Genomic DNA, 13734 nt, shown 5'->3' with positions numbered 1-13734 from the left:
CCTGTATACAGTTCCTATTATCCTTCTTCCATATCCAGATGTTTTCTGATTCCTTTTGCAAACCCTGCATCTGTTACTGCAAGCGAAGCGCGGAACTCTTTTCCCATCGCATGGCCCAGGGTATCTTTATCTTCAAAAAAGTATATTGGCACTTTATAAAAATCACACATGTTCTGAAATTTCTTTTTTGTATTGTCCGATGCGTCGTCTGCCACAATCACCAGATGCGCGCGTCCTTCCTTGACTTCTTTTTCTGTCATGAATTCCCCGCTCTTTGTCTTGCCGGCTTTGGTCGCCAGACTGATCATCGATAATGCTCTATTCATGTTCAAGCTGCTCCAGCTCCTTTTCCAGATTTTCGTATATCTCTTTTGGTATCGCCTGTTTGAAAGAACGTTCCAGTCCTTTATTCTTTATTGCTTCCTGCAAACATTTTCCGGAAAAGCACAGATATGCCCCGCGCCCGTTCTTACGTCCGGTTGCGTCCAGAATGAATTCGCCTTCTGCTGTTTTCAGAACACGCAGCATTTCTTTTTTATTCTTCATTTCCTGACATCCCACGCATTTACGCATCGGGATCTTTTTGGTCGTACTCAAATAATCACCTCTGTCTATTCTTCATACAGATCAAGATCATCTGCTACTTCTTCCTCTGATTCTTCATCAGCAGAATATTCTTCGTCTGAATACTCTTCCTCCTGATAATCATCTTCATAATTCTCAGCCATATTCATATAATCTGCCGGAAGTTCGCCAGACTCGATCGCCTGTGTTTCGTTCTTGATATCGATCTTATATCCGGTCAGTCTTGCTGCAAGACGTGCATTCTGACCTTCTTTACCGATTGCAAGTGAAAGCTGGTAATCCGGTACAATTACACTTGCTGTTCTCTCATCCGGATCAGCCATTACAGAAATAACCTTCGCCGGGCTGAGTGCATTCTCGATCAGGATTGCCGGGTTATCACTCCAGTTGATGATATCAATCTTTTCACCGCGGAGTTCATTTACAACGGCTCCGACTCTGGCACCGTTCATACCAACGCATGCTCCAACCGGATCTACATCCGGGTCGTTAGACCATACTGCGATCTTGGTACGGGAACCTGCTTCTCTTGCAATGCTCTTGATCTCTACAATACCATCACGCACCTCGGTTACTTCCGCCTCAAAAAGACGCTTAACCAGTTCCGGATGTGTTCTTGATACAAGGATCTTTGGTCCTTTTGTCGTGTTCTTCACCTCTACAACGTAAAGTTTGATACGCTCTGTCGGCTCGAATTTCTCACCTTTTACCTGCTCATTCTCAGTAAGGATCGCATCTGCTTTTCCAAGGTTTACACTGACATTCTTGCCAATATATCTCTGAACCACACCTGTCACGATATCTTTTTCTTTTTCAAAGTACTGATCATATACAACTTTTCTTTCTTCTTCGCGGATCTTCTGAAGAATCAGGTTCTTTGCATTCTGTGTTGCGATACGTCCGAAAGATTTGGACTCAACCGGGATCTGTACGATGTCACCGATCTCATAAGAAGGATCGATCATCTTCGCATCTGCAAGACTGATCTGTTCTACTTTGTCCTCTACTTCTTCTACAACGGTCTTCTCCTGGATCAGAGTGTAATCGCATGTCTCCTTATCCATAATTACTTTGATATTGTCTGCTTTTCCGAAATGATTCTTACATGCATTGATCAGTGAATTCTCAATGGCATCCATCAGAGTATCTCTGCTGATATCTTTTTCCTCTTCAAGAATTGTAAGTGCTTCTAATAATTCGGTATTCATTTCCTTCTTCCTCCTGTCACTAGAAATCGAACGCCAGACGGATCAGTGCGATGTCTGCTTTATCAAATGTCATCGTCTCGCCGTCTTCATATTCAATGGTAACTGTATCTTTATCATAATCTTTTAAGATTCCAATAAACTCTTTCTGTCTGTCGATTGCCCGGTAAGTACGAACCTCTACTTCTTCTCCCAGGCTTCTTGCAAAGTCTTTTTCTTTCTTCAGCGGTCTGCCAAGTCCCGGCGAACTCACTTCCAGAATATACGCTTCATCGATAAAATCCTTCTCATCCAGAATGTCTGAAAGTTCCCGGCTTACAACCTCACAGTCATCGACCATAATTCCTCCCGGCTTATCAATATAAGCACGCAAGTACCAGTTTCCGCCCTCTTTTACATATTCTACATCCCAGAGATCAAATCCATGCTTTTCCACGATTGGGTTCAGAATCTCTTCTGTTTTCTGTTCATATACTTCTTTTTTTGACAATCTGCAACTTCCTTTCTTAATCAGGCTCCAAAAATCTGTCCGATTTTGGTTGTATGACTGGCAAAAAGAAGAGTGAACTTTCGTCCACTCTTCTGCCAGATTTCTTATGTAACTGCATACAGTATAGCACTACTTTTCCTGAAATGCAAGGATTTTTAAAATATATGCCTGATTCTCTTTGTAAAGACGCTTTCCGTCGTTCTCCTTCAGCCATTTTACAACCTGGATATCTGCTGCCCAGTCATCTGCCCAGACTTCATCACCTTCGCCACGCGCCGCCGCTTTTTCTGCGATGTATCCCGCCGGGTCTTCCGTAAGATCTTTCAGTACTTCATATGCTTTTTCGTTCTTATCATCCAGATCCTGTATCAAAACAACAGTTTCTGTATCCGGTGTCTTTCCATCGAGTGCCTGCAGCTGTTCATTATATTTTTCCAGATTCTCCAGGCTGTCCTTCGCATCCTCCAGACATTCTGTCAGGATTTCGATCTCCGTTTTTCCAGTACCACCCTTTGCAACCGGGCGGATGGATATTTCTGAATCAGCAGTCGTCTTTTTCAGCTCTGCCCGAATTCTCTCCTCATCGTGATCCATTCTTCCGATATCATATCCAAAGTAAAAACCGCCAATTCCAATCACAACAAGAAGAACGATTGCAAAAATTCTTTTTCCGGATTTTTTCTTTTTCATCTTCCGTCCTCCTTACCCTAATATCGTACCTGCTATAATTCCAAGGATCATTCCGCCGATCCCGGTTCCCGCAAGCGCCGCAAGATATAAGAGTACCTTCACCGCTTTGGATTTCTCCTTTTTCACCTTTGGAAGTGCCGGACCAGGCTCCGGTGTTCGCCTCTCCTGCGTCTGTTCCGGTGTCTCCTGCCGCGGCATTCTTTCGATTTCTTCTTGTGTCGGATAGGCAAACGGCATCACATCTGCTTCAAGAGCTGAAAATAATTTTCCATCAATCCACTGAAAATACTGCCAGATCGCCGCATCAAACATCCGGTGGGTATCCAGAAAATGATACCAGGATTCCACAAAGGTTTTTGTTCGGAAATATTCTCTATACGCCGGTTCCTCCAAAATATCCTTCCAGTGATACAGCTTATTCCGTTCCTTTTCATTCAAATACAGACTGATGCACTGCTCCATGATTTTCCGGACCTCACGGTCATCCGCGCCTTGTCGCTCAGAAGCATCCGCCATATTCTGGAACTGACGGGTCCAGTCACCGTCCCATGTCTGGAAATCTTCCTCTAACTGTACAGGTGGCTCTCCTGCCTCTTCTTCCCGGAAACTTTCCTCAGAATCTTCGTCAGAATGCACAGGAAGTTCTTCATACTGCGCAGAAGATTCTTCTGACTGTACATCTTCTTTCTGAGGATTTTCCATGTAAGCCTCTTCCGGGTTTCTCTCCGGCTCTGCATAATTCCATGTTTCAGATTCCGCTGCTTTTTCCTGCTCCGCTGCTCCCATCTCCATCCGCCGCGGCTCTTCAGGTATCTGTGGCTCTTCCTCTCTTCCCGCATTGCGCTCCGCCCACGCAAGCGCCTCTTCATAGGCATCGTGGATCCTCTGGAATTCCTCCGGGTGTTCTTCCGGGTGGAACTCCCGGGACTTCGCCGCATACGCCCGCTTTATCGTTTTCTTTTCCGTTGTTGGTTCAATCCCAAGTACCGTAAAACAATTCATCACTGCTGCCTCCTCCACTCATCATACAGATAAGCTTCTATCTTGACCGGCACCGATCTCTTCGGTGTATTCTCCACAATATCCAGAAGCTCACTTGTCCTTGTATACGCCTTCTCGATCGTCCGCAGATCCTGTGCATTTAATGCAACTGAAAAATCTGCCAGGATCTTGTCCAGATATTTTCGGATTTCTCCGGTGTTTTCTTCGTAAAGACGGTCGCCTCTTTCCAGCAGAAGCCGGTTCTTTTCCTGCTCTCTCGGATGGATCTTAATCTTCTGCAGCTCTTTTCTTCTTTCCTCAATCTGCTCTGGTGTCAGATGGATATCTTTGTTGACGATCACCTTACTGAAATGCTCCTTGGTGCTCACCACGGTCACATCCACTTCCAGAATTCCGTTAATGTCATAGGTAAATCGGACATCCACCGCTTCCCTCTGATCCTCTCTTCTTGCCAGCGGCACCGGCACACGGATACGCCCGAGCTCCAGATTCTGGTCTGCATATCGGTGCTCGCCCTGTAAAATCGTGATATCACAGTATTCCTGGAACTGATGTACCGTCCAGTATCGCTCCACCCGGCTGATCGGAAGAACCGAATTTCGCTCAATGATCGGAGACATGATCGCCGGTCCTTTCGGATCCCCGTGAATGATCTCGGTTCCGAGTGTAAACGGACATATATCTGTAAGAAGTACATCCCGCACTGCCTGCTGCCGCTCCTTAATCCCGGCATACATTCCGGCGCCGACCGCAACCGCAACATCCGGATCGATCTCACACCGCGGTCTTTTGCCGCTCAAAAACTGCAGATAATTCTGCACGATCTTCATCTTACCGGATCCACCGATCATAATGATCTCGTCAATATCCTCCCATCCATAACCACTGTCGTTCATCGCCCGTTTCAGCGGAATCCCGATTCCTTCCAGCAGCTTTGCAGACACCTCCAGAAGTCCTTTCGCATCCAGTTTCATCTGGTAAATCTGTCCGCCGATCACAACCTCCATCTCGCCCTCCGGCGCATCAGTCAGTGTACGTTTCAGCTTCTCACTCTCCCGGATCAGGCTGGCTCTTTCTTCATTAGTGATCTTTCCTTCATCAATCCGATTGACACTTAGGAATTTTTCCGCAATTGCACGGTTCACATCATCCCCACCGAGATGATTGTCTCCGGCAACTGCCACAATCTCGATCACACTGTCAAATGCATCTACGATCGAGATATCCAGAGTTCCTCCGCCAAAATCAAACACCAGAAAGGTCTGATCCTCCTTAGTCTTTCCAAAGCGATAGGCAAGTGCTGCCGCCGACGGCTCATTGACCAGACGCTCCACAGTAAGTCCGGCAAGCTCTCCTGCCATCTTCGTCGCATTTCTCTGAAAATCATTAAAATACGCCGGAACACTGATGACTGCCTCTTCAACCGGCTCACCCAGGTATTTTTCCGCATCTTCTTTCAGCTGACGCAGGACCATGGACGACAGATCTGCCGCTGTAAACCGCCTGTTTCCAAGCATAAATGTCTTCTCCGTCCCCATAAAACGCTTGAAACTTGCCACTGTATTTTCCGGATGGGAGATCAGACGCTCTTTCGCCGTTCTCCCTACCAGCATCTCACCGTTCTCATCAATTCCTACTACCGACGGTGTTAAATATTCTCCCAGATTATTTGGAATCAACGTGCATTTATCATCCTGCCACACGCTTACCAGACTGTTTGTTGTTCCAAGATCAATTCCTACCGTTGCCATATGACCGACCTACTTTCTCATTCGTGTTCCTGTTCCATCTCTTTTCGCCCGTTTCAAACGGTTCAGTGTCACTTCTTTTTCATGGAAGATCACCTTGCTCTCCGTTCCTTCTTCAAACAGATATACCTCTTCCACGCTGTCATTTTTCTGTAATTTCATACCGCGCACACCAACTGCACCCTTTTTCTTCTCCGAAACTTCTTCCGCCGGGAAACGGAGCACAAATCCATTCTCCGTCATCAGAACTACATCCTGCACATCCCGGATCGGCCGGATACTTACCAGTGCATCTTCATCCTGCAGTTTCGTTGCCGCGATTGTCCGCTTAGTTACCTGGAATTCACTTCCTGCCACCTTTTTGATCATTCCCTGCTTCGTGACAAACAGGAATTTTGAGAAAAAGAGTTCTCTGTCATCACACAGATATACGATTTCTTCTTTTGTACTGTCAAAATTACTTACATTGTCGATTGGAAATCCTTTGTCCCTGAACTTTCCATAAGGGAGATCCATCACTTTGATCTGATGCATCTTACCATCCGATGTAAAAAGACACAACTTGCCGGTATTCATGCAGCGCAGAATATACTTATTCTCCTTATCTGCCGCTTCCCGGTTACGTTCATAGACAGATCCATCCACCGTCTTTGCATAACCAAAGCGGTCCATCAGAAGGACAACCTCCTGCTCCTGTACTTTATTTTCCTCAAACACAGCTTCTTCTGCATTCTCGATCTTCGTTTTACGCTTCACGGCATATTCTTTTTTCAGCGCATCCAGATCATCAATGATCACCTGCGCCATAGAATCATAATTATTCAGAATATCCTCATATTTTGCAATATTTGCAAGCGTTGTCTCATGCTCCTTCATCAGCGCCTCGATTTCCAGACCGATCAGCTTGTACAGACGCATCTCCAGAATTGCCTGTGCCTGCCGGTCGGTAAACCGGAGCATGGATGCCATCTTCTCAGATCTTTTCGACTTAAACTTGATCTTCTCTGTCGCACCTGTTGTCAGACATTCTTTTGCATCCCTGATGGACGAGCTTCCACGCAGGATCTCAATGATCAGGTCGATCACGTCACACGCCTTGATCAGACCCTCCTGGATTTCTTTTTTATCCTGCTCTTTTTTCAGCAGCGTCTTGTATTTTCTGGTTGCAAGTTCAAACTGGAAATCTACATGATGTTCGATGATACGTTTGAGTCCCAGTACTTCCGGTCTGCCATCGGCTACCGCAAGCATATTGACACCAAAGGTATCCTCCAGTCTGGTCTTTTTATAAAGCATGTTGATCAGATTGTCCACATCTGCATCGCGCTTCACTTCAATTACAATACGGATTCCTTCCTTGGAAGACTGATTGGAAATGTCTACGATGTCACTGGTCTTCTTTGTCTCCACCAGATTGCAGACATCGTTCAGAAATTTACCGATTCCGGCTCCGATCATGGTGTACGGGATTTCGGAAATGACGATCTTCTTCCGTCCGCCTTTTATCTCTTCCACATCTACTTTTCCACGAATCTTGATCTTTCCGGTTCCAGTCTCATAAATTTCTGCCAGATCATCTTTATTGACGACGATCCCGCCTGTCGGGAAATCCGGTCCTTTGATGTACTTCATCAGCTGTTTTGTCGTGATGTCATTGTTCTTCATGTATGCCTTAACCGCATCCACAATCTCACCCAGGTTATGTGTCGGAATACTGGTTGCCATACCAACTGCGATTCCTTCCGCACCGTTCAGCAGAAGGTTCGGAATTCTTACCGGAAGAACTGCCGGCTCTTTTTCTGTCTCATCAAAATTCGGTACAAAATCAATGATATCTTTGTCCAGATCGGCAAGATATGCCTCCTGTGTGATTTTCGCCAGTCTTGCTTCAGTATAACGCATGGCTGCAGCCCCGTCTCCTTCAATGGAGCCGAAGTTTCCATGACCATCTACCAGGATCATTCCTTTTTTGAATTCCTGTGCCATAACAACCAACGCTTCATAGATCGAGCTGTCTCCATGTGGATGATATTTACCCATGGTATCCCCGACAATACGCGCGCATTTACGGTATGGTCTGTCATAACGGATTCCCAGCTCATACATGTCATAGAGTGTTCTTCTCTGTACCGGTTTCAAACCATCCCTGACATCCGGGAGGGCTCTGGAAATGATAACACTCATGGCATAGTCAATATATGATTTTTTCATCAGCTCCGAATATTCCGTCCGGATGATCTGTGACTCTTCCATTTTCTCTTACCTCTTCTAGTTTATGTTTTCTGATGCACAGACTTTCCCCTTTTGAAAATCCATGCCTTTCCGATCTGTTTTTAAATATCCAGTTCTGCCTCTGTCGCATTTTCATAAATAAATGCGCGGCGCGGCGGAACTTCTGTTCCCATCAGCATCTCTGTTACACCGGATGCCATACGTGCATCCTCGATCTCGATCCGTTTCATCATTCGAGTTTCCGGGTTGAGGGTTGTCTCCCAGAGCTGCTCTGCATCCATTTCACCCAGACCTTTGTATCGCTGCAGGGTAAAGTCGGAATGTGTCTTTCTATATCTCTCCAGTGCCTTATCATCGTAAAGGTACTCTTCTTCTCCCTTTTTCGGCATTGCCTTATAAAGCGGCGGCATTGCCACGTAGACATGACCTTCGTATATCAGTTCCGGCATAAACCGGTAGAATAAGGTCAGCAACAGTGTGGAAATATGCGCTCCATCCACATCCGCATCCGCCATGATGATAATCTTGTCATACCGCAGCTTTGTGATATCAAAGTCATTACCGTATCCCTCTGAAAATCCACATCCGAATGCATTGATCATGGTCTTGATCTCGGCATTTGCCAGAACCTTATCGATGCTTGCTTTTTCCACGTTCAGGATCTTTCCACGGATCGGCAGGATTGCCTGATACATTCTGTCGCGGGCAGTCTTTGCGCTTCCTCCCGCAGAATCTCCCTCAACGATGAAGATTTCACATTTGGATGCATCCCTGCTCTCACAGTTGGCAAGCTTACCGTTACTGTCAAAAGAATATTTCTGCCTGGTCAGAAGATTCGTCTTTGCCTTTTCCTCGGTCTTACGGATCTTTGCTGCTTTTTCCGCACAGGAAAGAACCTTTTTCAGTGTCTCCAGATTCCGGTCAAAGAAACGCGGGATCTCATCACTGGTCACCTTTCCGGTCGCTTTTGCCGCATCCTGGTTGTCCAGCTTTGTCTTGGTCTGTCCCTCAAATCTCGGATCCGGGTGCTTGATCGATACGATCGCCGTCATTCCGTTCCGTACATCCGCACCGGTAAAGTTGGCATCCTTATCCTTTAACACACCAATTTCACGGGCATACTGGTTCATGATCGTCGTAAATGTCGTCTTGAACCCGGTCAGATGGGTTCCCCCTTCCGCATTATAAATATTGTTGCAGAAACCTAGTACATTTTCATGAAATTCATTCACATACTGGAATGCAACTTCCACTTCGATACCTTCTGCTTCTCCTTTATAGTAAACCGGATCGTGGATCACTTCTTTTTTGGAATTCAGATCCTTGATAAATCCAATGATCCCATCCGGTTCATGATACTCGATCCTCTCTTCCTGTGTCTTTCTTTTATCTGTAAATATAATCGTCAGTTCCGGATTCAGGTAGGCTGTCTCATGCAGTCGGCTCTTGATCTCTTCCTCTTTAAATCTCGTCTTCTCGAAAATTGTCGGATCCGGAAGAAAATTGACACAGGTTCCGGTCTTTTTGGTCTTTCCGATCACCGGAAGAAGCCCATCCTCCAGTTCTACCACCGGAATTCCTCTCTCATAACGGTCGTGGTGGACCGCACCGTCACGGCTGATCTTTACATCCATATAAGTAGATAGTGCATTAACAACCGAAGAACCTACTCCGTGCAGACCGCCACTTGTCTTGTATGCCGAATCATCGAACTTACCTCCCGCATGTAGGGTGGTATATACGATTCTGGCCGCCGATACTCCTTTTGCATGCATACCTACCGGCACACCGCGTCCATTATCTGTTACCGTTGCAGAACCGTCCTTTTCCAGTGTCACCTCTATCTGTGAACAAAATCCTGCCAGATGCTCATCTACCGCATTATCTACAATTTCGTACACCAGGTGGTTAAGCCCCTTGGTACTGACGCTTCCAATATACATTCCCGGTCTTTTCCGGACGGCTTCCAGTCCTTCCAGAATGGTAATACTCTCCGCATCATATGTAGTCTTTTTTGCCATTTTCTTCCTCTCCTCTTATGATCTATCCTAAAATATCCAGGTAAAATCCTGCGGCAGCAGCCTCCTTACAATTTCCCGGATTCCCTGATCTGTTTCTTCAATTCAGTAAGAAAAATTCTATCTCAATTTCAATCCTCTTGTCAAGCCAAATTGACCTCCCCCGCCATTATAACATATTTTATATCGTTAAACTTCTGTAGTTTCCATTCTGTCATAAGAATCCTCCCTCTATCGTCCGGTCAGCACACTATTTAAAAGGTCTGCCAGCACCTCCATGGCATTTCGCATTTCCTCTACCGTGTTGGTCTGCGCGCCCGCCTCAATAAGAAGCATCCGCGGCATCAGATCCATATTGTATTTATAGCCGCGAAGATAGTTTCTCCTTGCAAATCCCGGATATTTTGTTTCTGCCGCAATCTTCATCTGCAGGGAAAATGCAAGATTATCCTGCAAATATGGATTGGCCATTCCGGCAAGGTCTCCGTTTACCCGCGTCCGGCTAAGTCCGTTAAAAAACATGATCTGTGCCGTCGGTTTCCCATTTATCTCTGTCACCAGATGCGTAGTATCCGCCACGCCGTCTCTATGCAGATCGATCACCACTTCGATACTCGGATTTTCCGCAAGGATCTGTTCCACCTCAGGTTTGGCAAATTCATAGGCCTCGCTCCGATCCAGTTTCCCATTGATCAGATCATATACACCCTCATGATGCATGGTCGGAATCTTGTATTTGTTATTTAAAATCTCCGTCAGATAACGCCCGATCCCTACAATTGAGGTGGACGGATCATTGTCCGAATCTGCAAATGTCTCCTGGGAATGGGTGTGATAGATCAGGATTTTCGAACCGCCCGTACTCAGATCGATCCTCAAATCCTTTCCAAGCAGCTCCGAAGCGTTCAACTCCGAAGGATTGATATAAGTCACGCTGTCCACCGTATAAAAATTGCTCACAAGATATTCAAAATCATTTAGCCGCTCCATCGAAAGATCCATCGTCGGTACGGACGCCTGCCTTGTCTCTTCACTTTTGTCTTTCCCGATAAGCTGTCCATTTTCATCCACCGAATTTTCTTCTTCTGCCTGCTTTTTTGCAAGAATCGCATAGGTAGCCTCATCTTCTGTCAGAAGCTCTGCCGCCTCCCGTTCAGTCACATAATTGCCAAGAGGAATCAGGGCAGATGCCATGTGGACAACAGCCTCCGTCACCCGGATTTCCCCTTGTTTTTTTTCCGTATATGTAACTCCCGGCATATAAAGCCGCTCCGCATTCTCCTGAACGCTCTGGATCATTCTGATCTTCCAGGACTTCGGGATCAGTGAACCGCTGCTTTTTGCTTCCAGTCCCCAGATTCCCAAAATCATAATGGCAAGAAGCACACAAATTCTCTGTTCTTTTTTCATCTGCGCGCCTCCCTGCCAGTTTCTGAAGATCACTGTAGCAAAACCATATCTTTCCAGACTGGATCCTGCCCCGGACCTTTTGTGTCATATTGACATAATATATGCAGCTCACTGCCTGATTATGTCGCTGAAGCTGCAAAAAGCATATTCAGTGCCTCCGAAATCGTATAACTGATTCGCCTGACGGTCTCATCAATATCTTTTGGTGTTACAAACATTCCATTTAAATGTGGCGCGATCAGTTCTTTGATCAGCTCATATTTTTCTGCCGGACTGTATCCTTTGATCACACTTGCCATGCCTTTTAAAGATTCAGATACTTCCACTGCACTGAGCAGATTATCCATCGTATCGCCTACAATGGTTGCCGCATCCACTACAGTCGGCACACCGATTGCAATCACCGGGATCCCGACTGTCTTTTCCGTGATTGCATTTCGGTGATTTCCCACCCCGGATCCCGGATTGATTCCCGTATCCGCAATCTGGATCGTCCGGTTCAGCCTTTTTGAATTTCTCGCTGCCAACGCATCGATCACCAGAAGGATATCCGGTTTTGTCTCTGCCACCACCCCCCGGATCACCTCCACAGTCTCCATTCCGGTCTGCCCCATAACCCCCGGCACGATCGCGCTGACCGACCAGACCTCATCTTCCCCTGTTGCATACTTTCCGTACTCCTCAATGATATGCCTTGTGATATGCAGGTTGTCTACCACATAAGGACCAAGTGCATCCGGTGTCACCTGCCGGTTGCCAAGACCGACCACCAGGATCTTTTCCATCTTTCTTTTAGGAAGCAGTTCTCCAATGAATTTCCGGAGCTGCTGTGAAATCTCCTCATGATATCCTTCATCGGGAGCTGCCATTTCCGGTGCCTCGATCGTGATATAGCTGCCAACCGGTTTCCCCATCACTTTTGCTCCGTTTTCGGTCTCAATCCTCACGGTCGTGATGCGGATCTCATTTTCCTCATCATACTCTTCCGTCAAGATCACACCCTGAACCTCAACATGGTCAGATTCAAACCGTTCCTTCTCTTCCAGCGCCAGATCCGTCCTGATATTATACTTTTCAACCATAGTCCTCTCCCATTTCTGTATTTTCTGTCTTATTCACTTAGTTTTTCGCAAAAAATTGGAATTATGTATTGACAAGCAATCTTTCTTCGCCTAAAATAAATAAGTGTGTTCGACGGATGTTCCGTGTCACTTTTCGTCGAATTCAATATTATGATTATATAATTTATGAAATGATAATTTGGAGGTGTCGGAAATGGCTAATATTAAATCCGCAAAAAAGAGAATTTTAGTAACTGAGACAAAGACAGCTAGAAATAAAGCAATCAAATCTAAAGTGAAAACTTATGTAAAAAAAGTTGAAACTGCTGTTGAAAAGAAAGACGTTGAAGCTGCAAAGGTTGCATTAAAAGAAGCAATCTCTGTAATCAACAAAGCAGGAAGCAAGGGTGTTTACCACAAAAATACTTGCGCAAGAAAGATCTCTCGTTTAACAAAAGCTGTTAACGAAATTGCTTAATTTTGGTTTCGAGATAAATAATGAATGATAAAAAGGCAGCCATCCCGTCAGTGGCTGTCTTTTTTGTTTTCATAAATCTTTCAAAAAAGAGTCTGTACTGAAATACTGCTTGTATTCGGTACAGACTTTTTTTGTCTTATGATTTTCTCTTATAATTTAGAATAACCGTAGCTGTTCACGATAGCTTCGATCCGCTGTCCTTCTCTGCACTTCGGGCAATCTTCCGGAGAATATGCTCTGTAATGTGGAAGATCACTGCTTGTGAAGATCGTATTGACTTCCATTCCTGCAATCTTGTTGACTGAACTGAAAATTGCGCTGATTCCGCAGACTCTTCCACCGTAGTAGAGAACAGACTCGATTGCTTGTTTGACAGATTTACCGGTTGTGATGGACGCTGCAAGGATCAGAACCTGTTTGTTCTCAACCATTCTCTGTTTGTTGTCACGGAACAGGATCTGTCCGTCCTGATACATCTCCGGGGTAATAATGGAAATGTTGTTTCCTTTGCTGAGTGAGTACTGGTTCTCATCGGCAAGCTGCTCGGCAAGGAAGGTTCCGATCACTTCTGTCTCTTCCATGCAAACGATGGTATCTACCGTTGTGTTAGAAAGGTAAGCTGCTGCAAGAACTTTTGCAGTTTCACGGGCGTTGTTGTGACGGGATTTGACCGTTGACATGTCGATGTAGGTGTTGATGTGGGAATGACTTGTTGCAAAGTGTCCTTTTAAAATTTTAATTCGCGCCTTTGGGTTTTTAGCGGAGCGAAGGTCTTCCAGTCTTTCATCCATTTCTAGTTCCTCCTTTAAGTTGTT

13 protein-coding genes are annotated in these 13734 nt (G+C 45.6%); 1 reads left to right on the top strand and 12 read right to left on the bottom strand.

Annotated elements, in window-relative coordinates; genetic code table 11:
- Positions 1 to 17: 17 nt before the first annotated feature.
- The 11 genes from NQ556_RS06115 to gpr all read right to left on the bottom strand — a co-directional run bounded on the left by NQ556_RS06115 (position 18) and on the right by gpr (position 12462).
- The gene (locus NQ556_RS06115) at positions 18 to 326 is read right to left on the bottom strand and encodes a L7Ae/L30e/S12e/Gadd45 family ribosomal protein (RefSeq protein ID WP_008369309.1); all 309 of its coding nucleotides are present in this window, start codon (positions 324 to 326) and stop codon (positions 18 to 20) included.
- Positions 319 to 573, bottom strand: a complete 255-nt coding sequence (gene rnpM, locus NQ556_RS06110; protein ID WP_008369311.1) for an RNase P modulator RnpM — start codon at positions 571 to 573, stop codon at positions 319 to 321. Before rnpM ends, NQ556_RS06115 begins: the two co-directional genes overlap by 8 nt.
- 38 nt (positions 574 to 611) lie before the next feature.
- A complete protein-coding gene (nusA, locus tag NQ556_RS06105) occupies positions 612 to 1793 on the bottom strand; it encodes a transcription termination factor NusA (RefSeq protein ID WP_008369313.1) in 1182 nt (393 codons plus the stop codon).
- 19 nt (positions 1794 to 1812) lie between these two features.
- Positions 1813 to 2280 carry a ribosome maturation factor RimP gene (locus tag NQ556_RS06100; RefSeq protein WP_008369315.1) on the bottom strand — a complete coding sequence of 156 codons (468 nt, stop codon included), beginning with the start codon at positions 2278 to 2280 and terminating at the stop codon, positions 1813 to 1815.
- Positions 2281 to 2409: 129 nt separating this feature from the next.
- The gene (locus tag NQ556_RS06095) at positions 2410 to 2970 is read right to left on the bottom strand and encodes a hypothetical protein (protein WP_008369317.1); all 561 of its coding nucleotides are present in this window, start codon (positions 2968 to 2970) and stop codon (positions 2410 to 2412) included.
- Between the two features lie 12 nt (positions 2971 to 2982).
- Complete coding sequence (locus NQ556_RS06090; protein ID WP_008369319.1) at positions 2983 to 3972, bottom strand: DnaJ domain-containing protein; 990 nt, start codon at positions 3970 to 3972, stop codon at positions 2983 to 2985.
- The gene (locus NQ556_RS06085) at positions 3972 to 5723 is read right to left on the bottom strand and encodes a molecular chaperone HscC (RefSeq protein ID WP_008369321.1); all 1752 of its coding nucleotides are present in this window, start codon (positions 5721 to 5723) and stop codon (positions 3972 to 3974) included. The genes NQ556_RS06090 and NQ556_RS06085 overlap by 1 nt, the downstream gene beginning before the upstream one ends.
- A gap of 9 nt (positions 5724 to 5732) precedes the next feature.
- Complete coding sequence (locus NQ556_RS06080) at positions 5733 to 7973, bottom strand: DNA gyrase/topoisomerase IV subunit A (RefSeq protein WP_008369323.1); 2241 nt, start codon at positions 7971 to 7973, stop codon at positions 5733 to 5735.
- Between the two features lie 80 nt (positions 7974 to 8053).
- Positions 8054 to 9973 (bottom strand): DNA gyrase/topoisomerase IV subunit B, encoded by a 1920-nt coding sequence (locus NQ556_RS06075; RefSeq protein ID WP_022220261.1) that lies wholly within the window; start codon positions 9971 to 9973, stop codon positions 8054 to 8056.
- A gap of 228 nt (positions 9974 to 10201) precedes the next feature.
- The gene (locus tag NQ556_RS06070; RefSeq protein WP_022220262.1) at positions 10202 to 11380 is read right to left on the bottom strand and encodes a stage II sporulation protein P; all 1179 of its coding nucleotides are present in this window, start codon (positions 11378 to 11380) and stop codon (positions 10202 to 10204) included.
- Between the two features lie 119 nt (positions 11381 to 11499).
- Positions 11500 to 12462, bottom strand: coding sequence for a GPR endopeptidase (gene gpr / locus NQ556_RS06065; RefSeq protein ID WP_008369332.1), 963 nt, complete (start codon positions 12460 to 12462; stop codon positions 11500 to 11502).
- Positions 12463 to 12655: 193 nt separating this feature from the next.
- On the opposite strand from gpr, the gene rpsT reads away from it, so the two are divergent.
- Positions 12656 to 12919, top strand: coding sequence for a 30S ribosomal protein S20 (gene rpsT / locus NQ556_RS06060; RefSeq protein ID WP_008369333.1), 264 nt, complete (start codon positions 12656 to 12658; stop codon positions 12917 to 12919).
- Positions 12920 to 13068: 149 nt separating this feature from the next.
- On the opposite strand, the gene NQ556_RS06055 is transcribed toward rpsT, so the two are convergent.
- On the bottom strand, positions 13069 to 13710 hold the full coding sequence (locus NQ556_RS06055; protein WP_008369334.1) for a type I phosphoribosyltransferase: 642 nt from the start codon (positions 13708 to 13710) through the stop codon (positions 13069 to 13071).
- Between the last annotated feature and the right edge of the window lie 24 nt (positions 13711 to 13734).

It is taken from the genome of Coprococcus comes ATCC 27758, from assembly GCF_025149785.1.
In the GTDB taxonomy this organism is placed as follows: domain Bacteria; phylum Bacillota; class Clostridia; order Lachnospirales; family Lachnospiraceae; genus Allocoprococcus; species Allocoprococcus comes.
Note: the sequence above shows the minus strand (reverse complement) of the source record. Positions and strands in the feature narration are given on the sequence as shown.